This window comes from Streptomyces sp. NPDC005496 (assembly GCF_042872045.1).
Classification (GTDB): Bacteria; Actinomycetota; Actinomycetes; order Streptomycetales; family Streptomycetaceae; genus Streptomyces.
Genome location: NZ_JBIAJQ010000006.1, coordinates 439,651 through 463,967 on the forward strand (window position 1 = coordinate 439,651; position 24,317 = coordinate 463,967).

The window sequence follows — 24,317 nt, forward strand, 5'->3', positions numbered from 1 at the left end:
CGGCAGACACGCTGACTAGGCGTGGACCGTTGGAGCCGTGCGCACGGGGTTGTGGAGTCTGCCCAGCCCTTCGATCTCCACGGTGACCACGTCACCGGAGCGCAGGTATCCGCCGCTCGCCAGGGCGACGCCGCCGGGTGTCCCGGTCAGCACCACGTCGCCGGGCAGCAGGGGAGTGGTGGCCGATACATGGGAGATGATCTCCGGAACGGAGAAGATCATCTGGCTGGTACGGGAGTCCTGGCGTACCTCGCCGTTGACATACGTGCGGATCGCCAGGTCCAAGTCGGTCCCGGTCTCGTCCACGGTGACCACGGCCGGACCCATGGGCTTGAAGTGCGGGAAGGACTTCCCTCTCCGAACTCCGTCGATGTCGGTGACGACTCCGTCGGTCATCGCCGCCAACTGCACGTCACGGGCGGAGACGTCGTTGACCGCGATCAGTCCCGCGACGTGATCCCACACCCGTCGAACCGGGATGTCCCGCCCCGGCCGGCTGATCACCACGGCGAGTTCCGCCTCGTAGTCGACCTGCGAGGGTGCCTCAGCCGGCAGCCAGATGGGATCGTACGGCCCACTCGCGCTCATGCCTTGCACCGTGATGAACACCGGAGCGGTGGGGGTCGGCATGCCGGCCTCCGCCACGTGGTCGCGGTAGTTGGCACCGGCGATCACCACGGTCCCCGGAACCTCGACCGGTGGCAGGAGCACCGCGCCGTGGAACGGTATTCGGCTGTGGACGCGGGCGCTTCGGGCCTGTTCGATGCCATCCGACAGCAGATCGGCGACATCGAGGTGGGGGAGGTCCAGGAGGGCGAGTTCGTCACCCTCGCCACGGGCCAGCCCCGCAGGTGTGCGGTACAGGCGCATGATCATTCGCCTCCGGCGACGATGTCGACGACTCGCCGGGCGATGCGCCAGCGGCCGTCGTCGCCCTTCACGAACCGGTCCCTGAGCAGCGTGACCGCACGAGGTTTCGGAGAGGTGCCCGCACGCTGGTCGGCCTGCCGGTAGAGATGCAGGTACGTCTGGACCTCCGCCTCGATGGGCGACAGCAGACGGAAGGAGGAGGCGGCGGGGATGTGGACACCCTGCTTGCCGCTGTCCTCCTGCCGGGTCCGCATGGCCGCGGCCAGCCCCACTCCCGAGAACGACGACGAGCCCATCACCAGTTCGCCGTCCGTGGTGAACAGTTCCACAGTGCGCGCGGCCTCGCCGCCGTCGACCCGTCTGAAGAACGCGTCGATCACGTCCAGGCACGCCGCCCGGGCCCGCAGTGCCATCAGGTCGGGTTCGGAACCAGGCTGCCGCCGCTCCGCGGCCGTTGCCGGATCAGCCATCACTGAGCCTCACCTTCGGATAAAGGGGGGTGTCGGTTGGGTGAGCCTCTACAAGGCCACCTGGGAGGGTGACGCCCGGGCGTGACGTCCCCGCTGTTGGGGTTCCACCTCCTGAATGCCGGCTCACCCGATGGGTGTTCGTTCCCAAATAGGCTCAGTGGCCGAGGTTCCAGGCGCCCTCGGTCAGGCCCAGCTTGTCCGTGTACATGTCCACGAGCAGGTGGTCGCCCTAGCTGTGCCACCGAGGCATAGTCGAGCAGGTCCTCCTGGTGGACCAGCCAGCCGATTCCCTTGCCGGGGCCGAAGGGCACTACCAGGTGCGGGAAGGGGTCAGCGAACACGGCGTCCTGACCCTCCTCCTCGCCGCCGATGTGACGCCGGATGTTCTTCGCAGCCACCTCCGCCTGGATGTCGGCGAGGAACGCGGTGGGCAGCCCGAGGTCGGCGATGTCGCCCACCGCGTACACGGTCTTGTGGCCCTCGACCCGCATGTCGCTGCCCACCCGCACCGTCCCGGAGTCGTTTCGCGCTCCGGTCAGGCTCCCGGCGAGATACTCGGACGGCACCGCCCCTCCGAAACAGCGCACCCAGAGGTCCGCCTCTATCGTCCGGCCCGTGGTGGTCTGCGCCGTGAACGGCGCCACCACCCCGGCCGGTTCATCGGGCAGCTTCGTCAAGCCCTCTCCCAGGCGCAGGTCCACTCCGGCCTCGGTGATCATCTTTCGCAGTGCCGTCCGCAGCTTCTCCGGGTAGTTGCCGCCGAGCACGTCCGAGGAGGGATCGACAAGGGTGACCTTCTTTCCCGGCCACTGCGCCAGGATCTCACCAGCCATCTCGATACCGACCGCCCCCGCACCCAGGATCACCGCGTGCTGCGCACGCTCCAACTCCTTGGCAGTTCTCATGTAGTTGTCTTTGGACTTCTCGCTGCTCTCCTCCCAGTCCTTGGCCGGGAAGGGGTACCGCGATCCGGTCGCCAGCACCAGGAAGTCCGGACGCAGGACCTGACCCGAGGCAAGCTCGACATAGCCGGGCTCGACCCGTGCGGCCCGCTCGTGCACCACCTTGCCCCGGGTGAGGAGACGTTCGTAGGACATGAAAATGTTGTGCGCCCAGTCCGGCTGCACCGTTGCGCGCAGTGCGGCGACGTTGTGGCGGAAGGAGTCGCGTGGCTCGACGAGGATGACGTCGGCGATGTCGTCGAGCTCCCGGGCCGCGCGGATGCCGGCATAGCCCCCTCCGATGACAACGACACTGGGGCGGTTTTCGGATTCTTTAGGCATGAGGTGCTCCAATTGGGTTGTTGCGGTTACGAGTTGACAGCCATGCTCTGGGAGCAGGCGCGACCGGGATCCACCGCGTGATGTCGCGCCGCGCAACTCCGCGGGCGGCGGCAGTGACCGGCGCGACATCCCGCCGGTGCTGTCGGTGGCGGGGGAGACGGAGGCTGGTGCGGCGGGCGGCTGTCCGTCCGAATCGTCCGCCGCACCAGCCAGGACCCGCGCGAGGGTCGCCGCGGGCACCTGCCTCTCGAGTTCCCGCACATAAGACGAGAGGCAGGGGCATTCAGAAGGTCACCAGGTCGGCTTGACCAGGTTGTCGAAGGACTCGCCGCCCCGGAAGCGCTCCACCAGGGCGTCGAGGTCGATGGGGGCACCGCCGGGGCGGCGGAGCCAGACGTCGCCCTGCATGAAGTCCTCGGCCTCTTCCGCCGTGGCGAAGTTGTCGATCTGCAGTTCCACCAGGTTGTCCTCGGGGTCCCGGTAGTACATCGAGGTGGTCACGCCGTGATTCATCGCCAGGACCGGCCAGATCTCGGCGGCGGCCAGCCGCTCGTACGTGTCCAGCAGCTCCATGATCGTGTCGTACGTGAAGGCGATGTGGAACAGCCCGGTGGCAGGACCGGCGAGTGCCTGGAAGATGTCGGTGTCCGCTGTGACGGGGGCGGGCTTCTCCCGCCTCACGATGGGCCGGAGCGGCTCGGCATGGTCGGGGTCCTCCAGGTCGGCCATGTTGGCCAGCGCGATCCGGTGGTGTTCATCGTCATACGTGATGAAGGCCGAAGCCGGGTCCTCGTGCATGACCTTGCCGTCGAGCACGGTCACGTACCATTCCCGCATTTCCTTCAGGTGCTGCGTTCGCAAGACCACGTGTGCGAGCTTGGCGGGAGACGCCATCGACTTTCCTCCTCGTGTAGAGACGGCCATCGGGCCGGACCGACGTTGACCGCGCGCTCGGGCGCGGCTGCGCATGGGACGAAACTGCTGCCGAGGGTCGCGATCGGACCCTGTCAGCGAAGACCGGCTCCCCGCGGGTGCCGCACAGCCGAGGTGTGGTGGGGTCCTGTGGGATGGCCTGCGCAGGCCGACCCTTGACCGCGGCCTGGATGCGCTCTGCGCCGGCCGGCGCCCGCCGTCATACGAACGGCCACCACGGTCATCAGCCGTTACATCGGCGACGGCGGTCGTGCTGCCGGTCCGGTGAGGGGGCGGATGTGCTCGGTCATGCGTCTCATGGTGCGACCGTCGCCAGGGGCGGCCAATGAGGGCATTAGTCACTAATGAAAGGTAAGTAGCCTGGCCTGGCCGTACTCGCCCCCAGCTCACACCCGGGACGGGCGCACCTTCGCCTGTCCGATCAGGGGCTCGGTGGTCCGGTGTGGCTGTCGCCTCAGGTGGGGCCGTACATGCGGGTGAGGGAGGGCAGGACCGATTACTTGACCGTTCGTTCCTGATTGCGTAGTCTGCGGATATGGCACGACTGAGGGAATTCGACACTCAGGCAGCGGTGGAAGCGTCGATGAACGCGTTTCGCCGCAAGGGCTACGAAGGGACGTCGATCCAGGATCTGGTGGATGCCACCGGACTCGGGCGTGGGTCGCTCTACGCCGCGTTCGGCAGCAAGGACGGCCTCTACCTGGCCGCGATGGACCGATACCGGGAGAAGTACTCCACACCTTTGATCGACATCCTGCGCGGCGGTGCCCCGGCTCTTGAACTGCTGCGTGCGGTCCTGATCGGTACGGTCGATGAAGTGGTGCGTGACGGCAGCCGGCACGCCTGCCTGATCGTCGGCGCGGTGACTGAACGCATTGCTCATGATCCTCAGATCGCTGCCCACGTGCGCACTACGACGTCCTCCCTTGAGGACGCCCTGTATGAGGTGATCGCCGAGGCCCAGGCGGACGGGCAGATCTCCGACGCCCGGGGTGCTCGCGAGCTGGCCCGCTATCTCCTCACCTTCATGCAGGGAATTCGCGTCATGGGTGCCATCACCCCGGACCGCCAGGCGCTGATGGAAACCGTGGAAACCGTCCTGACGGCTCTCGAGCCGGCCTGACCTGAAGAGAGGCACGTAGCTCCGCGCATCAGGCGCGAGCCGACCTGACCGTTCTGCCTCCCACGCCTGTTCATCAGCCGGGCAGGTGTCCGGCGTGCCCGGACAACGCGCCCCGGCGCCCCGAACGCTGCTCTGGCGCGCCCCCACACTCCATCGTGGGGCTGGCGCTCCACAAATCCATCGATGCCGTCGCTCGGCTCCCAGCCAGCGGAGTGCTGTAGGCACTGACAGCATCGAAAGAGAACTCATGCCTCCTACGATTGATTTGGATCCGCCATGAAGGCAGTAGGACTGTTCAGCTTCGGCGGCCCGGAAGTACTGCAGGTCGTCGATCGAGATACACCGCATGCCGGCCCCGGCGAGGTCCGCATCCGCGTCGGGGCCGCAGCCGTCAACCCGGCGGACACTGTGATCAGAAGCGGTGCCTCACCCCTGCGGTTCCATGGTCCCGAGCCCATCATTCCCGGGCTTGACGTAGCCGGCACGATCGATGAGATCGGAGCCGGGCCCAACCACGGCTTCTCTGTCGGAGACAGGGTGATGGCCATGGTGAATCCGACGTCGCCCAGCGGCGGCGGATACGCGGAACAGGTCGTACTGCCTGGCTCTTGGGTCGTACCGGCGCCCGCGGGAACCGATGACGCCGAGGCAGCCACGCTTCCGCTCAATGGACTGACCGCCCTGCGCGCTCTCGACCAACTGGACTTGGCGACGGGCAGCACTCTCGCGGTGACGGGTGCCGCTGGAGCAGTGGGGGGTTTCGCGGTGCAACTGGCCAAAGCTGCCGGGCACCGCGTTCTGGCCGATGCGTCGTCAGCAGACGCAGAGCTGGTCGCTGCGCTGGGCGCAGACGAAGTCGTTCCTCGCGGCCCTGGCGTGACCGAGCGTTTCCGGGCTCTGGCCCCACACGGCGTCGATGCGGTAGTGGACGCAGCGGTCATCGGGGCTCACCTGCTAGGCGCGATCCGCAAGGGGGGCCGGCTTGCCTCAGTGCGCGGGGTGACGGGGCAGCGGGCGTTCGAGGAGGCCGCCAAGAGGCAAGGCGTGGAGCTCTTTGCAACGTTCGTCCACGACTACGACGGCCGTCGGGACAAGCTCGACCTTCTCCGCCGGCTCGCCGACGAAGGGAAGCTGACGCTGAGGGTCGCAGACCGCTTTCCGCCCGAGGAGGCGGCGCATGCTCACCGCCTCCTCGAAGCCGGGGGTGTGCGCGGACGCTTGATCCTCGTGTTCTGAGGCCGCATCGGTGCGGTGTCGACCTCTCCCGGGCGCTTTCGGCTCGCTCATGCCGGCAGGCACCTCCCCGTCGGCGCCTTCTGGCCGGTGATGGGTGACGCGCGCATGCGGCGGCCGCGGTCTCTCGCCGCGTTGCCGGGGCACCCGAGTTCGCCGGTACGGGGCGGGCACGCCGTCGCCACCACGGCGCGAGACGCGAGAGCGTCACGTGTCCCGGAGCCGGATGTGTGCGGGCCCACCCATGACACGTGTCTCCCCGGAGACGCGTGCTGGACAAGCCAACCATCCGAGGCGAGAGCCCAGTTGCAAGGCCGGCGCGTTGCACACTTGGTGAGGGATGGACAGCTTGCGGGCCCTGATGGGACTTTCAGCCACGGAGGGCGAGGCCTAGCGGTTCCTCCGCGAACGCGGACGCGCCATGGACGTTCAGCAAGATGGCGATGGAGGAGAGCACCTGCTGTGCCGCGTAGCCCGCCTGGCCCAGGATGAGCAACGGCCCGAAGGCGGAGGTGTAGAGAGCGCCGTCCTGTGTCGCACGGGGTGCTGGCCCTCGGCAGGAACCGAGAGTACGCGGTGCGCCGACGCGAAGACATCCTGTGCGATCAGGGTGTTGCCGGCCGCAGCCCTCATGCCCGCCGTTCGCCAGGTGTCTTGCCTGACTCTGACGCACAGATTCCCGACGTCGATTCGGACCTGCGAGCAGGCTTGGTGTACCTCTCGGCACGCCATCCGCGCAGTAGCCGACCGCACCGTCGGGGTCTCCTCGGACGCCGCATTCGACATCGCCCCTCCTGTACGGGCGTCCCGGGCGGCCGCTGGAGGCAGGTGCGCCTTTCACGTCGTTGCTCTCCGGTGGATGGCGGGCAGGAAGATCGCGCTCTTTGGTGGAATGGTGGGATTGACACCGGAAATCTCCAGTACTCCGCTGAACCGGGAGGCCGACGTGTCCTGTAACACCTGTCTAGACCGTCCTGACCTGGGGCTGCTTCTCCTGCGGCTGGGTGCGGGCGGTGTGCTCGCCGCTCACGGGGCGCAGAAGCTGTTCGGTTGGTTCGGTGGTGGTGGCCTTGAGCAAACGGGCGCTGCCATGGAGGCGATGGGCTATGTCCCCGGCAAACAGTCGGCGGCGGCCGCCGGACTCTCTGAATTGGGCGGCGGCGCCCTGTTGGCACTGGGCCTGGCGACACCAGCGGCCGGCGCAGCGGCGGCAGGCGCGATGGCGGGTGCCGCAGCCGTGCACGCGCCGAATGGCTTTTTCGCCCAGGAAGGCGGGTACGAGTACGCGGTCTCGCTCGGCCTGACGGCCACTGGTCTGGCGATCGCGGGTCCTGGTCGGTTCTCGCTCGACCATCTGCTGGGTCATGCGCTCAATCGGCATTGGATGGTGCCCCTCACGATGGGTGTCACTGCGGCGGTCACCACGTTGGTCGTCGGGGCCCGTAACAAGAGGATCCGCGGGCAGGATGCGGGCGATGAGTAGGCTCCGTCTCGCGTAGTCCGGTTAGCAACTCGGCTGCCCTCCCGTGTTCGTCCGCTTGCTCCGTACTGAGTGCCGGAGTGTCGCCTTGCACGGAAGGTCGACGACGGTCGGCGCCGTCACCGCCGAGAGCGCTCGTTCCGAACGGTGGGCCGAGTCGACGCGCGATACGCCGGCCTGCCGGCGTGTGGTGCCCCGGGCCCCTGCCTCCGACGGCAGACTCCACGGCCGGTCGTGCTGACCGGGCGGGCGCCCTCGCGCTGCTGCGCCGTGACATCCGACGCTCGGATTACTGCGTGTGCGTAGTTGTACGCTGCGGTGAGGTGACGGAGAAAGAAATGCCGGATCTGAAAACTCTGTCGGACATCGAAGAAATAAAGAAGGTCAAAGCCCGCTACTGCCGCTTTCTCGACACGCGTGACTGGCAGCAGCTCGGGAGACTGTTCACTGATGACTGCCGTTTCGCCATAGCCGGTAACGATCAGTCGGTCGACGAGTTCATCTCTGTCGCCCGCGCATGGCTGGGCGATGCAACGAGCGTGCACAGCGTGTGCATGCCGGAGATCGAGATCACTGGCATCGAGGCGGCCGTGATTTGGGGGATGGAGGACATCGTCTTCTTTCCAGCGGAGGGTGACCGGCCACCCAAAGGGATTCACGGGTGGGGGCACTACCACGAGGAGTACCGCAAGGAAGGCCGCCATTGGCTGATCCGCCGACTGACCTTGACGCGCCTGCGGCTCGACGCCCTCCCGGGCGGCTTCCCCGACGCCTGAGCCATTCTCATCACGTTCGCTCGCGACAGGTCTTTTACGGCTATCGCGACAGGAAACTCAGGCAAGCCAACCGTCGTGCTCGTTCATGGCGCTTCTGCCTAATCATCGAGCTGGAACGGGGGCATCGCGCCCCTGATCGAGGAGGGTTTTCCTGTACTGGTTGCAGCGAACCCCCTCCGCGGAGTCAAGTACAACGCAGAGTATCTGCGCCGAGTCCTCACCGCGATCGATGGCGACATCATCTGCGTGGGGCACTCCTACGGAGGCTTCCTCACCTCCAACGCTGCCACTGGCAACGACAGGGTCAAGGCCCTGGTATTCGTCCGCGCGTTCACGCCGGATGAAGGCGAGAGCGCAGCTCAACTCGCAGGCCGCGTAGGTCCCTCTTGCGCTCTCGCCGCGTTGACGGGGATGCCTCGGCCTCGCCCTGCAACGCCCTGCAAGCAGGCGGACTACCAGTCCGCCGCCACCCGACCGTTGGCGTTCCCACGACGCCGTCACCGCGACTATCCGCACGGCGGCGCAGCTTGCCCGCCAGCGGGGCAAGGACCCGCAAGACGCGGGTCCCGCCTGCTCACCAGGGGCTCCGCTACGTGGTTCGGTCAGCGTCAGTGCGGGCGGTGCCGTCCCGCCTTCGACCGTTCGTGTCGATGTCTGCGGCGCCGTGGGCCGGGTTTCCCAGGGAAGCGAGTAGACGCAGACGGTCTTCGGAGTCGCTGCCGGGTTGAGCGTGGTAGGTGACGAGGGTCTGTCCTCGGCTGCCGGGAATCAGCAGCTTCTCGTAGTGCAGTTCCAGGGTGCCGACCTGGGGGTGTTGCAGTCTGCTGGTGCCGGTGGCCTTGTGTTTGACGTCCTGGCGTGCCCAGAGCCTGCGGAAGCGCTCGCTGCGTATGGACAGTTCGCCCACGATCTCGACGAGTCGTGGATCGGCGACGTCAGGGCCGGCGACGGACCGGAGATAGGGCACGATGCGGGCGGTCATCTCCTTCCAATCGGCGTGCAGGGCGCGCAGTTCCGGCTCCAGGAAGGCGGCGAGGATGCTGTTGTGGCCGGGTCCGTTGAAAGGGGAGAGCGCGATGGCCAGAGGATTCGCGGCCAGCACATCCATGTATGTGCCGTGCACGTATGCCGGAGTCAGTGGCCAGGTGTTCATCAGGGTGCGGATTCCCTCGCCGACCGTCTCCGGCCGGCGGTGACCGGGACGGCGGGTGCTCGGGGAGGCCGCGAGCTGCAGAAGGTAGGCGGTGCCTTCTTCATCCAGTTGCAGTGCGCCTGCGATGCTGACCAGGACCTGCTCGGAAGGGTGCCGGTCGCGGCCCTGCTCCAGGCGCACGTAGTAGTCGGAGCTGACGCCGGCGAGGAAAGCGACTTCCTCCCGGCGCAGGCCCGCCACGCGCCGGTTGCCGGTATCGGGAATGCCGACGGAGGCAGGCTTGACGAGTTGCCTGCGGGCGCGCAGATACGCGGCCATGGGGCCCGGATCGCCGGTGGTTGTCATGCGTTCCAGGGTAGGCAGGTGTTGCCCCGTCCGGGTGGCCCTGCCAGTCCCAGTCTCAGCCGGTCCTGGGCAGCTCTACCGCGGGTGCCGCACAGTGGCGGGGCACGGCGACAGCCGGCGGGAACGCTCGACGAGTGAGTTTCCGCGAGATGCGGCGGGACCGGCTGCCGTACCCGCGTCTTTCACGAGGAGCACTGATGTCTGAACTCTTTCGTAGTCCCTTTGACCGTCATTCGACTGCCTCGCAGGTGATCGAGGGTGTCGACCTGTCCGGCAAGCGGGCCGTGATCACCGGCGCCACTTCCGGTATCGGAGTGGAGACCGCCCGTGCGCTGGCGCTGGCCGGTGCCGAGGTCACTCTCGCGGTCCGGCGTCCCGACGCCGGGGAGCAGGTCGCGGCGGACCTGCGTGCCAAGACCGGCAATCCGGCGATTCACGTCGCCCGGCTGGATGTGGCGGATCTGGGCTCGGTGACTGCATTCTGCGCCGCCTGGGCCGGCCCCTTGCACATCCTCCTCAACAACGCCGGCATCATGATGCTGCCCGAGCTCGAGCGAGGTATCGGCGGGCACGAGCAGCAGTTCGCCACCAACTATCTGGGCCACTTCGCCCTGGCCCTGGGGCTGCACCGGGCACTCACGGAAGCCGGTGGTGCACGCATGGTGACAGTTGCTTCCAGTGGTCACCTCTTTTCTCCGGTTGTCTTCGACGACCTCGACTACCGGTTCCGTCCCTATGACGCGCTCGGCGCCTATGGCCAGTCCAAGACGGCCGAGGTGCTTCTGGCCGTCGAGGCGGACCGGCGCTGGTCCGGTGAGGGGATCCGGGCGAACGCACTGCACCCCGGGGCTATCGCGACGAAACTCCAGCGGCACACCGGGGGACTGAAGACGCCCGAGCCGTACCGCAAGACCATCGAGCAGGGTGCTGCCACCTCTGTCTTCCTCGCCGCCTCCCCGCTGGTCGAGGGTGTCGGCGGCCGCTACTTCGAAGACGTCAACGAAGCTCCGCAGGTGAACGCGCGGCCTATGGAACTGGGTGTGCCGGGGGTCGCCTCCTACGCACTCGACCCCGCGAATGCTGAGCGCCTGTGGGATGTCAGCGCCGCCGTCCTGCACTGACGTAAGCAACGACACGATGGCGGATCTGGCGGCCTCAGTCGACCAGTTGGGAGTTCTGGCCGTGCCCGGGTGAGGCATGCAGGGTGCGGCCAGTACGGGGTCACCAGGGATGCCGGACGCTCCGACTGCCCGCTGACGCGGTGAGCAGGGCAGCGTCTGGACGCAAAGGTGCAGGGCGCCGAAGAACGGCGGGAAGCGCCGCTGGTTGGGATGACGTGGGTATCGACGTCCTGAGGCGCCGCCGGGCGTGCTGGGCAGGGGCAATCGGGGGGACCACTGCTGCTCCGATGCACTGCCCGGCGGCTTGTCTATTGTTTCGATCATTCGACTTCTTGACAATGAATGACAAGTCGTCAATGTTCTGACGAATCATCACATCGTGAGCTGTGCACCGCGCCCGTCGCAGGACGGCTCACTGTGGCCGCCCGCAACAGGGGAGCGCGGCCCTCATGGCGACGCGCGCGACCCCTGCGCAGGGAGACGTCGCGGGCGGCTTCGACCTCGGGCCGAATTGGTCGGAGACGCTCCGGCCGTTGTTGCGCCGGGACGGCTCGGCCCGTTGACAGGGGCCCCAGAGTCAGAGCTTGATCGTGGAACGGTCTGCGATGAGCACTGGAGAGTCGTACACAGGAACGTTCTTGAACGTGTAGGTGTTGCCCTGCCGCGACCAGTCGGAGGCGGCGATGTCGTAGACGGCGCCGGTGCGTACGTCGACGTAGACGGGATCCTGGAACTTTCCGGCCGTGAAGGTCAGGTCCGTCGTCGTACGCGTGTTGCTCTCGCTGGGCTTGGCGGTTCCGGACCACACGCCGACGATCTGCTGACCGCCCGTGCGCTTGGCGAATGCCTGCACGGTGAGCGGTGCGCTGGGGGAGGCGCTCCAGCCGTAGGAGGGAATGGGCTCCACCGTGTTGTCGATGATCGAGGCGACGGTCTGAACCGCGTAGAAGGAGGGCTTGGCGTATCGGATGCTCTTGTCGCTGTTGGTCTGGAGCAGCCCCTTGCTGTTGATCTTCGAAGGGTAGTGGAGGTCTGAGATGCTGAAGACGCTGCTGCTGATACCGCGCCCCAGATCGTTCAGGACTCGGCGTACGACCCACTTGGTCTGGCTGAGTTCGGTCCAGTCCAGATCGCCGAGGGCGCCGAAGCTGCCCGGCCTGCTCGGTGCGCCGTTCTCTCCCTGCCGCAGGACCGTTCCCGGGTCGTACTGCTCGATCAGTGCCTTGACCTTGTCGACCTGCTCATAAGTCCAGGCATCGTCCGGGTTCGGGTTGTACGGGTGGTAGCTGACGCCGTCCAGGAGGCCGGTCTTGCCCTGATCCGAGAGGCGGACCAGGAAGTCCTTCACGTAGGCCACGTCGATACCGGCCTCAGCGGGCCCGTAGATGACGGAGTCGGCCTGTTCCGCGCGGATGAGTTTCGCTGTGCGGATGAAGAAGTCGGTGTAGTCCTTGACCGGGATGCCTGCCAGATTCGGCTCGTTCCAGATCTCCCACTCGGTGACGCGGCCCTTGTAGCGCTTCACCGCGGCGCTCACCCAGGCGTCCCACGCGGCGAGGGCTTCCGCCGAGTCGGGGATATGGCCGCCGAGTCCCGATCCGCCTCCACCGGGGTAGATGCCGTTGCCGTACGACAGCTGGACCCAAGGCTTGATGCCACGGCTGGCGGCGTCATCGATGATCGTGTCCAGCCAGGCCCAGTCGTAGACGCCCTTGGTCTTCTCCGTTTTTGCCCAGCCTGCCTGAAGCCTGGTGCGCGTGGCACCCAGCTCTCCCAAGTAGGGCGCGAAGGCCCGGTAGTTGGTGTAGTCACGGTCCAGTGTCTCCGCGCCGATGAGCAGTTTGGAGTCACCGATCTGCCGCGGTGTACGCGGGGCGACTGATCCGATGTGCGGCCAGGTTCGTGGTGTGCTTTCGGTGACGGTGCGCACGTCGTCGAGCCAGGCGGTGCCCGTGTCCGCGGTGGAGACGCTCGCCTGAAGGCTTCCCAGGGCTGTCGTCGTCGTTCGGAAGGCCAAGGCCGTCGCCTTGCGGGCGCCGTTGACGTACACGTCCGCGGTCGCTGTCGACGGCTGCGCCACCACTCGGATGTCGTACCAGCGGTTCGCCGCGTAGGTCCCCAGGTCGACCTTGGTGCTGCCGTTGTACGTGTACAGGCGCCCGTTCGCGCCCATGGCGACGGTGACGCTGTGCCCGCCCGCGCTGTCGAGGTGCACGCCCACGGTGGCCGAGGACTGGTCCGCGCGCAGCCGGAAACCCGCGATGACCGTCGAGGAGGTGGCTCCGAAGGAGACGCTCGCCGTGACAGGAGCGCTGGTGGAGGTGTCCCGCAGGCGCAGGCTCCGGTCCACTGTGTTCGGGACGTCCTCCACGGTGGCCGCTCCGCCGGCCGTCGCCACGGACCACCCGGAGGGTACGGAGCCCGGGGATGCGGCCTGGAAGTCGCCCGTGATGTCGGCCGCGACCGCGGTGGAGGATGCCGCGGCGGTTATGAGGCCGCCCACGAGTGCGCCGGCGGCGATGAGCGTGAGAGCCCTGCTGGGGGCAGGGGAAGGAGTGATCACGTGCGTGCCTTCTTTCTGGGGCTCGGCCGCAGGCCGGTCGCCCTGAGGCCGGTCTGCGGTGGTAGGTGTCCTGCGCAGCGCACTTCTCGGGCCGCTGCCGATGGCGAGTCGCGGGCCGCGACCTTGCCGGAAGCCTTGCGCGCTCATTCCTCGCAGAGGGAGCCGACGCGTTCGACCCGGTCGGGGAGGCGGCGGGTGATCGAGGAGGAGTGACGTGCGAAAGAGCAAACGACTGGAAGTGACGTTTGTGGCATGGCGGCATGCTGGTATATCAGGATGCCAGATACAACCCTCCGGCGGCATCTACTTGGATTTGGCAGGTGCGCCAGGCGTAGCAGGGGACGTTTTCGCATCCGGACCGGGCAGGCAAAGGCGATCGCCTGGTGGTGTGGTTCGCCCGGCGAGCCCAGGCATAGGGGACATCAGGGGAGCTGTCCACGAGGGAGGAGCGGGCCGGACCCGTGAAGCGTCGACCTGACGGGCCGTCAAAACGCTTACGCACTGTCCCCTCTTGTCGCCCCCGGCCGCTTCTGAAACTGTCACACGCGTAACTTGCGTTGCGCGGACGGGACTTGGTCGACGAGATCGGCGCATGTAGTTTCTTCCCCGGCGCACCGCTTGCCCTGGATTGCGGCGAATTTCGCTGTGCAAACAGCTGGGTGAGCATGGACGGCTGTCCGCGCAGTCGACAGGTGTGCCAGTCCCGACGTGATAGTGACCCCACGCCCGACCTTTGTTGTCGAGGCTGGACCCTTGGCCTAGCCCCGCGGGGTGGCCGAGGTGCATTCCCAACCGAGAAAGGCATCCATGAACCACCGCCGCATGCGCGCCCTTAAGTTGCCCCTGGCCGTGACTGCCGCTTTACTGCCGGCCGGTCTTCTGGCGGGTGCGGGAACGGCAAGCGCCGCCGCCCACACGTACTACGTGAGTCCGTCCGGTTCGGACAGCAACTCGGGTACGTCCGCAGGGAGTCCTTTCCGGACCCTGCAGAAGGCTGCGGACCTGACACGACCGGGTGACACAGTGCTCCTCATGAGCGGTACCTTCCGCGAGACCGCCCGTGGCTTCGACGTCGTGAACATCACTCGATCGGGCAGTCCGGGCAAGCCCATCACCTACCGCGCGGCCCCCGGACAGAAGCCGGTGATCAACCCGGTCCGCGGGTGGAACGGCATCAACATCTCCGGCGCCTCCTACATCAATGTGACCGGGCTGGAGATCAAGGGCAACAGCGCCAGTCTTTCCCTGGCGGACGCGGAACGGCGTTCGAAGCCGAAGGAACCCGACTTCAACACCAACTGCCTGAACGCGTCGAAGAACCCCAAGACGGGAGCAGCGCCCCACCACCTCACCATCACCGGGAACCACGTGCACCACTGCCCCGGCGCCGGTATCTCGGCGATCGACGCCGACCACGTGGTGATCGACCGCAACCGGGTGCACTCCAACGCGTGGTACACGGTGTACGGAGCCAGCGGCATATCCATCCTGCGAGCGCTGGACTCGGACCGGGGTGACGGCAAGCAGTACAAGATCCGGATCACCGGGAACGTCGCCTACGACAATGAGACCAAGGTCAAGTGGGCCGAGTGCCGCTGCTACTCCGACGGCAATGGCATCATCATCGACACCTTGAAGGGCAAGCCCTCCGGTACGGGGACTGACTACCAGGGACGGGTCCTGGTCGCCAACAACGTCACCTTCGACAACGGCGGCTCGGGAATCCACTCCTACAAGAGCCAGCACGTCGACATCGTCAACAACACGGCGTACAAGAACGCGCGCAGCACGCGCATGGAGAGCTACGCCGGCATCTACGCCCTGGACAGCCGAGACGTGCGCATCCTGAACAACGTCTCCTACAACCGCACGGGTGGGGCCACCAACAGCAAGCACAAGAACGTCGACGTCACCTACGACTACAACCTGTACTTCAACGGCAAGAGGCCCGAGGTGCAGGGTCCCCACGACATCGTCGCGGATCCCGAGTTCGAGAACGCGAGCACCGACCCCGCGTCCGCGGACTTCCGGCTGAAGAAGGGCTCACCCGCCGTGGGCTCGGGCACGGCCTTCCCGCAGGCGGCCACCGACTTCGCCGGAGTCCAGCGGTCGAGCGCCAAGCCCGACCGGGGTGCCCTTGCGCTCGCCGGCTCGGCGTCGACCGATGAGCGGGAGTCCTCGGACGGCGACACCTCGGAAGCACACGCGGACAGGCCCATGACCGAGCCCGCCCCGGTGCGGGAGGGTGGCAAGGGCGAGGAGCAGGGCGGCGTCCAGACCGGGGCCCAGGGCAAGACGGGGGAAGAGGTCAAGGACGACGGGTCCGAAGACCTGGCGGCGACCGGTGCGGACCTCGCGCCGGCTGCGGCAGGCGTCGTCATCCTTCTCGGCGGTGCCGCGTTGGTCTTCTTCACGAGGCGACGCAAGAACCCGCGCCACTCGGGCCGTTAGAGCCCGCAGCTGCGACATGGTTGTCGGCGTAATGCGCAGCGTCATAGCAACCTGACCGCGGCCACCAGCCGCGGGCAGTGAGTGTCGCGTGATTCGCGGCACGGTCGCAATGTGCAACCCCAGTCTGGCCCGGCGATGCCGGGCCAGACGTGCGTTCTGCAGGCCTGCGCCGAAGGCTGGAGGTCGCAGACCGGAGCCGCGCGCCGCCTCGGCCGTAGCGCGGCATCTCGCCACGGCCGTGTGCTTGGGCGTCTTTGGTGGGCCGGTCGGAGTTGCTCTGGTCTGTGGTCTCGACGGCCACGCAGGGCAACCGCAGCCTCGCGCCCGGTCTCCGCCGAACTCGTGTCGACGGCGAAACGGTCCTCCAGGGCTCGCGTACCCGCGAACCTGTACAAAATGGCCCCCCTTGTTTTCGCCCACTGAGAAAAATGGTCCGTGTAGGTTGCACCTGGCGTCGCGGTATACCACGATTCCAATATGTCGAACATGGATGCCACCCCGCAGGCCCCGGGCAGCCCCCCAGCCTCCGTCGTTCTCCCGCCCCTGCGTCAGCCCGCATCCAGGACCGACCGGGTACGCGATGCCCTGCGACAAGCCATCCTCGAGGGTGCCCTGCAGCCGGGCCGGCCACTGGTGGAGCGGGAGATCGCCGAGATGTACGGCGTGTCGAAGACCCCGGTGAGGGAGGCGCTGAAGCAGCTGCAGTCATCCGGACTGGTAGTGATCAACGCCTACCAGGGTGTCAGTGTGCGCTCGCCGGACGACATGCTGGTCCACGAGCTGTACACCGCGCGCGCCACCACCGAGCCTGCTGCGGTGCGCATGACAGCCGAGCGTCTGGGTGCCACTCGCCACGAGGGCGCCCGCAAAGCCTTCGCGGAAGCGGCATCGCTTGTCGGTGCCGGCGAGACGCACGGCCTCGGGGCGGCGAACCGTCGCTTCCACCGCGAGCTCTACACCGCGTGTGGAAACACGTTCCTGTGCAACTTCCTGGATCAGCTCCAGGACCTCACCGCCTTCGTGGCGGGACTCGGCTGGCGTCTGCGCGCGACCTTCGAGCAGGAGGCATCCGAGCACGCCGCCATCCTGGAAGCGGTCGAGCAGGGCGACGCGGAGCTGGCGGAGCGGCTGACGCGCCGACACATCCGCAAGGCGGAGAACACGCTGGCCGGGGCCCTGACCGACGGGCCCTGACCCGGACCCTGACCCGTCACGCCGTGGGGTTGACGGCCGGTCCCCACGGCGTGAGAGCACCCACACTCACTCGCGCAGCAGGAGGAAGTCCGCGATGTGGACGGCCTGCACCGTGGAGCGGCGACGACGGAGCCCCGTCTGCAACTGCCTCAGGCAGCCCGGGTTGACCGCCACGACGTAGTCCACCTCCGCCGCCGCGACCTCGTCGAGCTTGGCGTCCAGAATGGTCCGCGAGTCCTTGGGCCGCAGCAGTGCGTAGGTCCCCGCGGCCCCGCAGCACGTACCGGCCGAGGGCAGCTCCACGTAGTCGGCCACCTGCGACAGCAGCGCCCTGGGCTCGGCGACGACACCCAGCCCGTTGCGCAGATGGCACGAGTCCTGCAGGGTCACTCGAGCGCGCCGGCCCTGGATACGGACGTCTCCCTGCACCGTCTGCGCCTCCAGGTAGGCGGACAGCTCGCGTACCCGTTCCCGCCCGAGGACCGATGCGATGTGCGCGGCGCAGCCGCCGGACGTCGTCACGATCGTTCCCGGCAGGTCGCGACCCAATTGCTCTGCCAACCGCTCGCCCGCGGCGAGATCCCCGTTGTGCGCGTGCAGGGCGCCGCAGCAGCCCTGTCGGGCGGGCACGGACAGCCCGGGAACCAGGGACTGCGCGGCCTTGCTGACACGCGGGAACAGCATGCGCTCGTAGCACCCCAGCATGAGTGAGTCCTGGCCGTCCTGCCCGTCACGGCCGCCGTGCGGGGCGCGACGCCGACCGCGTGCTGCCCCGCGAACCGTTCCCAGCAAGCGAATGAGGCCCCGGCGGGCGGCGATGAAGCTCAGCGCGGCGGCCAGCCAGGGACGCCGGGTGCCCTTCCACTGGTGATCCCGCCACTGCTCCAGCAGACTGCCGTACTCCACCCCCGCCGGGCAGACCGGTTCGCAGGCACGGCAGCCGAGACAGAACGATGCCTGCTCTTTCAGAACGGGATCATCCAGGGGGAGTTCGCCGTCCTGGAGCGATCTCATGAGCGTGATCCGGCCCCGTGGAGACGATGCCTCGTCGCCTGTCTGGGCATAGGTGGGGCAGGCCGGCAGACAGAACCCGCAGGAGATGCACCGGGAGAGCTGTTCCGCGTTGAAAATCGGGTCCTTCATGAACCAAGCTTTCCGGGGTTGAGGATGCCGGCGGGATCGAACGCCGCCTTGAGGCGGCGCAGGAGTGACATCTGGGCCTGGCCGAGCTGCTGGGCCAGATAGGGCAGTTTGGCCGCGCCCACTCCGTGCTCGCCGGTGATGGTTCCGTCCAGCTCCAGAGCCGCGGCGAAGATGTCCTTGAACGCCAACTCGGCTCGCTGTACGGCTTCGGTGTCATCCGGCGACTGCAGCACGCACGTCGGGTGCAGGTTGCCGTCACCGGCGTGTCCGAAGGTCGCGATGGGGACGCTGTAGCGGTCGGCGATGCCGCCGATCCGCTCGACCATCTCGGCGATGCGCGGCCGCGGCACGGTGGCATCCTCGAGGATCGTCAGGGCACCGAGCCGGGACAGGGCGGGCAGCGTGCACCGGCGAGCCGCCAGGAGGGCTTCCGCCTCCGTCACCTGCGCCGCCGTCGTGACTTCCAGGGCTCCGGCGACGACGCACGCGTCACTCATGCGCGCCAGGGCCGCCTGGGTCGCGTCCGGCTCTCCGTCATCGCCGAAGAGCAGCAGTGCGCCGGCGTCGGTGCGCAGTCCCAGATGCGCGAAGTCTTCGACCGCGTTGACACATGTGCGATCGAGGAACTCGAGCGTCGCCGGCAGGAGGCCGCCGGCGATGATGGCGGCGACGGCCCGTCCCGCGTCGGCCAAGGTGGGGAAGTAGGCCACGCCTGTGCCAGTGGTCTCCGGCGCCGGACGTAGGGCCACGGTCGCCTCGGTGATCACGGCGAGGGTCCCTTCGGATCCGGTGAGCAGCCTCGTGAGGTCGTAGCCGGCGACGTCCTTGTTGAGTCTCCCGCCCGTGCGGATGACCTCACCGGTAGGCAGAACTGCCTCCAGTCCGAGTACATAGTTGCGTGTTACGCCGTACTTGAGGCCCCGAAGCCCGCCGGCGCAGGTGGCGATGGTGCCGCCGACCGTGGCCACCGTGCGGCTGCCAGGGTCCGGCGCCCACAGCAAGTCCTCGGCGGCGGCGGCGGAAGCGAGCGCGGCGCTTGTCACTCCGGGCTGCACCCGGGCCAGGAGTTCGGAAGGGCTGAGTTCGAGGATCCGGTCGAGTCGGGTGAGGGCCAGGACGATGCCGCCCTGCAGCGCCACCGTCCCCGCGCACAGATTGGACCCCGCTCCTCGGGGAATGACGGGGACGCCGCGTTGAGTGGCCAGCTGGAGCACCGCGGCGACTTCTTCGGTGCTGCCGGGGAAGACCACGGCGTCCGGGCGCCTGAAGAACAGGGGGGTGGCGTCACGTCCGTAGGGGATCAGTTCGCCCTCGGAGTCCCGAACGTGATCGGGGCCTACGACGGCTCGCAGTTGTCGGTGCAGTGCAGCGTCCATGGAACGTCTCCGGTGCCGGCCGCTGCCGCGGACACGTGTGCGTCCGCGGCAGCGGCCGGCAGGATTGCTAGAGCCGGACTGTAGCCCGGTGGGCGATCAGGATCGATGAGTCGTATGCCGGTACGTCGCCTGGGCGGCGCTCAGTTGCTGCTGACCTCGATCGGCCCCCGAGCCTGATCGTAGGCCTGCAGAGTCCTCGCGTCCGCGGGATAGGTTCCGCGTAGCGGAGCGCCCTGGGCGACTCGCTGCTGGAGGTAGGCCTCCAGCTGCTCCTGCTCGGCCGCGGCCTGGGCGATGACCGGCACGAGATGGCGTGGGACACAGACCACGCCGTCACCGTCTCCCACCATGACGTCTCCGGGGTAGACCGGAACGCCGGCACAGCCGATCGGGACCTGCATGTCGACTGCGTGATGAAGAGCCAGGTTGGTCATGGCAGCGGCACCGGTCGCGTAGACCGGAAGTTCCAGTCGGCTGATGCCCTCGATGTCGCGGAGGGTGCCGTCGGTGACGATGCCGCCCGCGCCACGCGATGCCATCCGCGTCAGGAGGATGTGGCCGGCCGAGGCGGCGCGGCCGTCTCCGCGGCAGTCGATCACGAGAACCTGACCGGGGCCGACGAGCTCGACCGCCTTGCGCTGCGGGTGGTCGTAGTCGTCGAAGACCTCCAGTACGTCGATGTCCTCGCGGGCGGGGATGTAACGCAGGGTGAACGCTTCGCCGACCATCCTCGGAGCGTTGGGGCTCTGGGAGCGCAGTCCCGGCAGGAAGGTGTTGCGCAATCCGTGCTTGAACAGCTGGGTGGTGATCGTGGCCGTGCTGGCACGGCCGAGCGCGGCGAGGTCGTGGGGGTCGAGCGGGGCCTGCTGCGTCTCGGTCATGTGGTGTGTCCTTCGGAAGGAGGAGGATGAGGAGTGCTGGAAGCATCAAGAGAGGGGTCGGTTCCGGCGGGTCTGGCCTGAGCGGTGAGTCCGCCGTCCACCGTGATGACCTGACCGGTGACGTACGCGGCGTCAGCCGAGGCGAGGAAGGCGACGACGCCGGCGACGTCCTCGCCCGTGCCGACGCGGCCCGCCGGTACCGGGGCTGCACGGGTTCGCTGTTCCTGTGCGCTGAGCGCCGCGAAACGGTCGTTGGCGATCGAGCCGGGTGCGACCGCGTTGACGCGGATTCCGTGCGGAGCGAGTTCGAGAGCGATCGCACGGGTGGCCGCTTCGACGGCGCCCTTGGTGGCGTCATAGGCGACACAGCCCCGGTGCGCCCGTGTCGCCCCGATCGACGAGATGTTCACCATGCTCGATCCGTGTGGCATCAGGCGTGCTGCCGCTGTGGAGCAGAGGAAGACTCCGCGCGTGTTCACGGCGAAGCTACGGTCCCAGTCGCCCGGGTCGAGTTGCAGCAGACTCGTGCGGCCCAGCATCGGAACGGCGGCGTTGTTCACCAGGACATCGAGCCCTCCCAGTTCCCTCTGGGCGCGCACTACGAGGTCCTCCGCCTGCGCCGGATCGGAGACGTCCCCGGGGCAGGCGGCGGCGCGACAACCGCGTTCCCGCAGAGCGGTCACGGCGGCTGCCGCTTCTTGCTCGTTGTCACTGTTGACGGCCACAGCCGCGCCTTCCGCGGCGAACCGCTCGGCGATGGCGAGGCCGATGTTGCGTGCTCCACCGGTGACCAGCACGACCTTGCCGGCGAAACGGCCACTCACGACTGCGCCTTGCGGTCCACGACTGCACTCGCGTCGGTCTTGGCCCATGTCAGCGGGGAGGCCGAGACCCGAACCAGGTCCGGGTCCAGCCGCATGCCCAGACCAGGGCCGTCCGGTACGTGGAGGTGCCCGCCGGCGTAGCTCACCGGCTGTTCGACCACGTCACGCGTGTAGAGCAGGGGCCCGACCGGGTCGCTGGGCACGGTCACCGCAGGCATCGCCATCGCCACGTGGGCCGCTGCCGCCGTTCCGATCGACAGCTCCTGAGTGGTGCCGATCAGACAGGACTTGCCGGCCGCATCGGCGATGGCGAAGATCCTGCGGGCCGGCGTGATGCCTCCGATGGCGATGACGCTCACGTTGAACACGTCGACTGCGTCGGCGCCGACCAGGTCGAGCGCCCAGCGGTAGCTGTAGACGTGCTCACTGATGGGGACGGGCAGCCGCCCCCTGGCGTAGACGAGGCCGCGTACGTCGTGGTTGGGCGCCGGCGCCTCCACGAGGTCGAATCCCACGTCGTGGACGCGGTCGACGAAGTTGCACGCCGCCTTGGAGTCGAGCAGGTTGGAGAAATCCAGGGACTTGATCGTGATGCGGTCACCGAACCGCTCGCGGGCGGTCCGTAGGAACAGCTCGTCCAGTCGAAGGTCACGTCCCACGTAGACCCGGAAGTACTCGAAGCCTTCCGACAGCCGCCGCTCGACCATCGCCAGGTTCCGCTCGACGTCTTCTTCCTGCTGCTGGCGGAAGATGGGGTAGGCGATGGGGACCGAGTTGCGCACGGCTCCGCCCAGCAGGTCGCAGACACGCAGGCCGAGGATTTTCGCCGAGAGGTCCCAGATGGCGATGTCCACACCGCACTTGATGGCGCGGCTCTTGTCGTAGATGTAGCCAGCCTGGGGGAAGTTGGCCTCCAGACGGCGCTCGATCTCGGTCAGTCGCAGCGGGTCGAGACCGACCAGGAGCTCGTTGAGCGTGGATTCCAGCTCGGGGACGTCGAAGTGGAAACGGGGGAGGTGCTGCAGGTCGGACATCTCTCCCAGCCCGACGAGCGAGTCGTCGCTGGTGAAGATCTCCACGAGAATGTGGCCACAGGTGATGCTGTTGTGGCGGGGAGTGTTGATCGAAGTGAGCCGGACCCGCGTTATCTGGGCCATGCGGCGCTCCTTTCCTCGTCGGGAGATGCCGGCGTAGAGGTACGGTCGGGACGGCCGAGGCCGTCGCCCGCCGTACCGGGGTTCGCCACCGAAGTGGGGTGGCCCGGTGCCATGGACAGCAGTTCCCGGGTGTATTCATGCGCGGGGGAGGCGTAGATCTGCTCGGCCGGTCCTTGTTCCACGAGCCGGCCGTCGCGCATGACTGCTATCTCGTGAGCGACGGATCTGACCACCGCCAGGTTGTGGGTGATGAACAAGTAGGCGATGCCGTGCTGGGCCTGAAGGTCGGCCAGCAGGTTCAGCACCTGTGCCTGGATCGAGACGTCGAGTGCGCTCACCGCCTCGTCGCAGACGATCAGTCGCGGGCGCAACGCAAGCGCGCGGGCGATGGCGATGCGCTGCCGCTGACCTCCTGAGAAGGCCGAGGGGAAGCGGTTCAGCGCTGCCGCATCCAGCCCCACGTCCGCCAGCAGCCGTGCCAGGTCCTCCTCGGCGTGGTCCAGGCCGTGCACGCGCAGCGGCTCGGCGAGCGTCTGACGCACCGTCATCCGCGGGTCGAGGCTGGCGTAGGGGTTCTGGAAGACTACCTGCACCTCCCGCTGGAGGCGGCGCAGTTCGGCCGGCTTCGGCCGGGTGACGTCGATGCCGTCGAAGCGCACCGCTCCACCCGTAGGGCGTTCCAGACGCAGCAGCATCTTGGTCAGGCTGGTCTTGCCGGAACCGGACTCACCCACGAGCGCCAGTGTGCGGCCCGGCGCCACCCGCAGGCTCACCTGCTGCACCGCCCGCACGTGGCTTGTGACGCGCCTGAAGGGTCCGCTGCGCACGGGGTAGTGGAGTTCGACCGCCTCGAACTCGGCCAGTGCCTCATTCGGTTCCGGGAGGCCGGCGGTGACCGGCGCGGCCTTCGTCACCGTGACCGACGAGGAAGGAGCAGGCCGGCGAAGCAGCTCTTGCGGGACTTCGGCGAACAGGCAGGCCGCCGCATGGTCGTTCTCGAGCGGGACGAGCTCCGGAACCTTGTGCGTACAGTCCGACGTGACAAGGGGACATCGGGGGGCGAACGGGCATCCCGGAGGCCGCTCGGCCAGGTTCGGCGGCTGCCCGGTGACGGACGACAGGCGCTGCCGTGCGGGCGAGTCGAGGCGGGGAGTGGCAGCGAGGAGTGCTTGCGTGTAGGGCATCCGCGGGTTCCCGAGAACCTCCGCGGTGGGCCCTGACTCCACGATGCGGCCCGCGTACATGACACACACGCGGTCCGCCTGCTCGGCCACGACCCCGAGGTCATGGGTGATGAGGATCAGACCCATGTCGAGGTCGTCACACAGGGACCTCAGCATGGCCAGGATGGCTGCCTGGACACCCACGTCCAGTGCTGTGGTCGGTTCGTCGGCGATCAGCAGCCGCGGACGTGCCGCGATGGCCAAAGCGATCGCCGCGCGCTGACGCATGCCGCCGGACAGCTCGTGCGCGTACTGCTTGAGCCTGCGTTCGGGCTCGGTCATCCGGGCCAGCGTCAGCGCTTCGACGGCGCGCCGGCGTGCCTCGTCCCGGGTGACCGTCTCGTGGGCGCGGACCGCGTCCATGATCTGAGTGCCGATCGTCAGCAAGGGATTGAGCGCGGAGCTCGGGTCCTGGAAGACCATGGCCACCTCGGCGCCTCGGGTGGCACGCCAGCCCCTGCTGTCCAGCGAGCGGAGCTCGGTGTCGTCGAGGGTGATGTTTCCGGTCGTGCTGCACCCCGGGGCCTCGGGCGTGAGGCCGAGGAGACTCAGCGCGGTCACCGTCTTGCCCGATCCGGACTCCCCGACGACGGCGAGGATCTCCCCCGCGTCGACGTGGAAGGAGACGCTGTCGACGGCCCGCACCGGCGGGCCTTGCGTCGGGTGAAAGGTGACTCCGAGGTCGTTGACGTGAAGAAGGCTCATGTGTGGGACGTCC

The 24,317-nt window shown here is 67.8% G+C and carries 19 protein-coding genes and 1 pseudogene; 8 read left to right on the plus strand and 12 right to left on the minus strand.

Features of this window, described 5'->3' with window-relative positions; all coding sequences use genetic code 11:
- Positions 1 to 15: 15 nt before the first annotated feature.
- The 4 genes from ACFYQQ_RS21090 to ACFYQQ_RS21105 all read right to left on the minus strand — a co-directional run bounded on the left by ACFYQQ_RS21090 (position 16) and on the right by ACFYQQ_RS21105 (position 3,547).
- On the minus strand, positions 16 to 876 hold the full coding sequence (locus ACFYQQ_RS21090) for a fumarylacetoacetate hydrolase family protein (protein ID WP_388904948.1): 861 nt from the start codon (positions 874 to 876) through the stop codon (positions 16 to 18).
- Positions 873 to 1,340: a nuclear transport factor 2 family protein gene (locus tag ACFYQQ_RS21095; protein WP_355793365.1), complete on the minus strand. Its 468-nt coding sequence runs from the start codon at positions 1,338 to 1,340 to the stop codon at positions 873 to 875. Before ACFYQQ_RS21095 ends, ACFYQQ_RS21090 begins: the two co-directional genes overlap by 4 nt.
- Positions 1,340 to 2,623, minus strand: a complete 1,284-nt coding sequence (locus ACFYQQ_RS21100) for an NAD(P)/FAD-dependent oxidoreductase (protein WP_388904949.1) — start codon at positions 2,621 to 2,623, stop codon at positions 1,340 to 1,342. Before ACFYQQ_RS21100 ends, ACFYQQ_RS21095 begins: the two co-directional genes overlap by 1 nt.
- 291 nt (positions 2,624 to 2,914) lie before the next feature.
- Complete coding sequence (locus tag ACFYQQ_RS21105; protein ID WP_388904950.1) at positions 2,915 to 3,547, minus strand: VOC family protein; 633 nt, start codon at positions 3,545 to 3,547, stop codon at positions 2,915 to 2,917.
- Between the two features lie 544 nt (positions 3,548 to 4,091).
- On the opposite strand from ACFYQQ_RS21105, the gene ACFYQQ_RS21110 reads away from it, so the two are divergent.
- The 5 genes and pseudogenes from ACFYQQ_RS21110 to ACFYQQ_RS21130 all read left to right on the plus strand — a co-directional run.
- A complete protein-coding gene (locus ACFYQQ_RS21110; protein WP_355782478.1) occupies positions 4,092 to 4,679 on the plus strand; it encodes a TetR/AcrR family transcriptional regulator in 588 nt (195 codons plus the stop codon).
- A 276-nt stretch (positions 4,680 to 4,955) separates the two neighbouring features.
- The gene (locus ACFYQQ_RS21115) at positions 4,956 to 5,915 is read left to right on the plus strand and encodes an NADP-dependent oxidoreductase (protein ID WP_388904951.1); all 960 of its coding nucleotides are present in this window, start codon (positions 4,956 to 4,958) and stop codon (positions 5,913 to 5,915) included.
- An 856-nt stretch (positions 5,916 to 6,771) separates the two neighbouring features.
- Positions 6,772 to 7,395: a DoxX family membrane protein gene (locus tag ACFYQQ_RS21120; protein ID WP_355793626.1), complete on the plus strand. Its 624-nt coding sequence runs from the start codon at positions 6,772 to 6,774 to the stop codon at positions 7,393 to 7,395.
- 320 nt (positions 7,396 to 7,715) lie between these two features.
- Positions 7,716 to 8,168, plus strand: coding sequence for a nuclear transport factor 2 family protein (locus ACFYQQ_RS21125; RefSeq protein WP_355793624.1), 453 nt, complete (start codon positions 7,716 to 7,718; stop codon positions 8,166 to 8,168).
- A gap of 204 nt (positions 8,169 to 8,372) precedes the next feature.
- Positions 8,373 to 8,672: pseudogene (locus ACFYQQ_RS21130) on the plus strand (alpha/beta hydrolase); the annotation flags it as partial.
- An 85-nt stretch (positions 8,673 to 8,757) separates the two neighbouring features.
- Here the strand turns inward: ACFYQQ_RS21130 and ACFYQQ_RS21135 are convergent.
- On the minus strand, positions 8,758 to 9,666 hold the full coding sequence (locus ACFYQQ_RS21135; protein ID WP_388904952.1) for a helix-turn-helix domain-containing protein: 909 nt from the start codon (positions 9,664 to 9,666) through the stop codon (positions 8,758 to 8,760).
- 197 nt (positions 9,667 to 9,863) lie between these two features.
- Here ACFYQQ_RS21135 and ACFYQQ_RS21140 point away from each other — a divergent pair, with 197 nt between their 5' ends.
- Complete coding sequence (locus ACFYQQ_RS21140) at positions 9,864 to 10,787, plus strand: SDR family NAD(P)-dependent oxidoreductase (protein ID WP_388904953.1); 924 nt, start codon at positions 9,864 to 9,866, stop codon at positions 10,785 to 10,787.
- Positions 10,788 to 11,364: 577 nt separating this feature from the next.
- Here ACFYQQ_RS21140 and ACFYQQ_RS21145 read toward each other — a convergent pair.
- Positions 11,365 to 13,350: a hypothetical protein gene (locus ACFYQQ_RS21145; RefSeq protein WP_355788066.1), complete on the minus strand. Its 1,986-nt coding sequence runs from the start codon at positions 13,348 to 13,350 to the stop codon at positions 11,365 to 11,367.
- An 822-nt stretch (positions 13,351 to 14,172) separates the two neighbouring features.
- On the opposite strand from ACFYQQ_RS21145, the gene ACFYQQ_RS21150 reads away from it, so the two are divergent.
- Positions 14,173 to 15,801 (plus strand): right-handed parallel beta-helix repeat-containing protein, encoded by a 1,629-nt coding sequence (locus ACFYQQ_RS21150; protein ID WP_388904954.1) that lies wholly within the window; start codon positions 14,173 to 14,175, stop codon positions 15,799 to 15,801.
- A gap of 477 nt (positions 15,802 to 16,278) precedes the next feature.
- Positions 16,279 to 16,995: a GntR family transcriptional regulator gene (locus ACFYQQ_RS21155; protein ID WP_388904955.1), complete on the plus strand. Its 717-nt coding sequence runs from the start codon at positions 16,279 to 16,281 to the stop codon at positions 16,993 to 16,995.
- Positions 16,996 to 17,061: 66 nt separating this feature from the next.
- On the opposite strand, the gene ACFYQQ_RS21160 is transcribed toward ACFYQQ_RS21155, so the two are convergent.
- The 6 genes from ACFYQQ_RS21160 to ACFYQQ_RS21185 form a co-directional block, all read right to left on the minus strand.
- Entirely contained in the window at positions 17,062 to 18,138 is a 1,077-nt protein-coding gene (locus tag ACFYQQ_RS21160; RefSeq protein ID WP_355793923.1) for a (Fe-S)-binding protein, read from the minus strand.
- Positions 18,135 to 19,388: an FAD-binding oxidoreductase gene (locus ACFYQQ_RS21165; RefSeq protein ID WP_388904956.1), complete on the minus strand. Its 1,254-nt coding sequence runs from the start codon at positions 19,386 to 19,388 to the stop codon at positions 18,135 to 18,137. Before ACFYQQ_RS21165 ends, ACFYQQ_RS21160 begins: the two co-directional genes overlap by 4 nt.
- 266 nt (positions 19,389 to 19,654) lie before the next feature.
- A complete protein-coding gene (locus ACFYQQ_RS21170) occupies positions 19,655 to 20,395 on the minus strand; it encodes a ribonuclease activity regulator RraA (protein ID WP_388904957.1) in 741 nt (246 codons plus the stop codon).
- Entirely contained in the window at positions 20,392 to 21,219 is an 828-nt protein-coding gene (locus tag ACFYQQ_RS21175) for an SDR family NAD(P)-dependent oxidoreductase (RefSeq protein ID WP_388904958.1), read from the minus strand. The genes ACFYQQ_RS21170 and ACFYQQ_RS21175 overlap by 4 nt, the downstream gene beginning before the upstream one ends.
- The gene (locus ACFYQQ_RS21180) at positions 21,216 to 22,376 is read right to left on the minus strand and encodes an enolase C-terminal domain-like protein (protein ID WP_355794516.1); all 1,161 of its coding nucleotides are present in this window, start codon (positions 22,374 to 22,376) and stop codon (positions 21,216 to 21,218) included. The genes ACFYQQ_RS21175 and ACFYQQ_RS21180 overlap by 4 nt, the downstream gene beginning before the upstream one ends.
- Positions 22,364 to 24,304 carry a dipeptide ABC transporter ATP-binding protein gene (locus tag ACFYQQ_RS21185; protein WP_388904959.1) on the minus strand — a complete coding sequence of 647 codons (1,941 nt, stop codon included), beginning with the start codon at positions 24,302 to 24,304 and terminating at the stop codon, positions 22,364 to 22,366. The genes ACFYQQ_RS21180 and ACFYQQ_RS21185 overlap by 13 nt, the downstream gene beginning before the upstream one ends.
- Between the last annotated feature and the right edge of the window lie 13 nt (positions 24,305 to 24,317).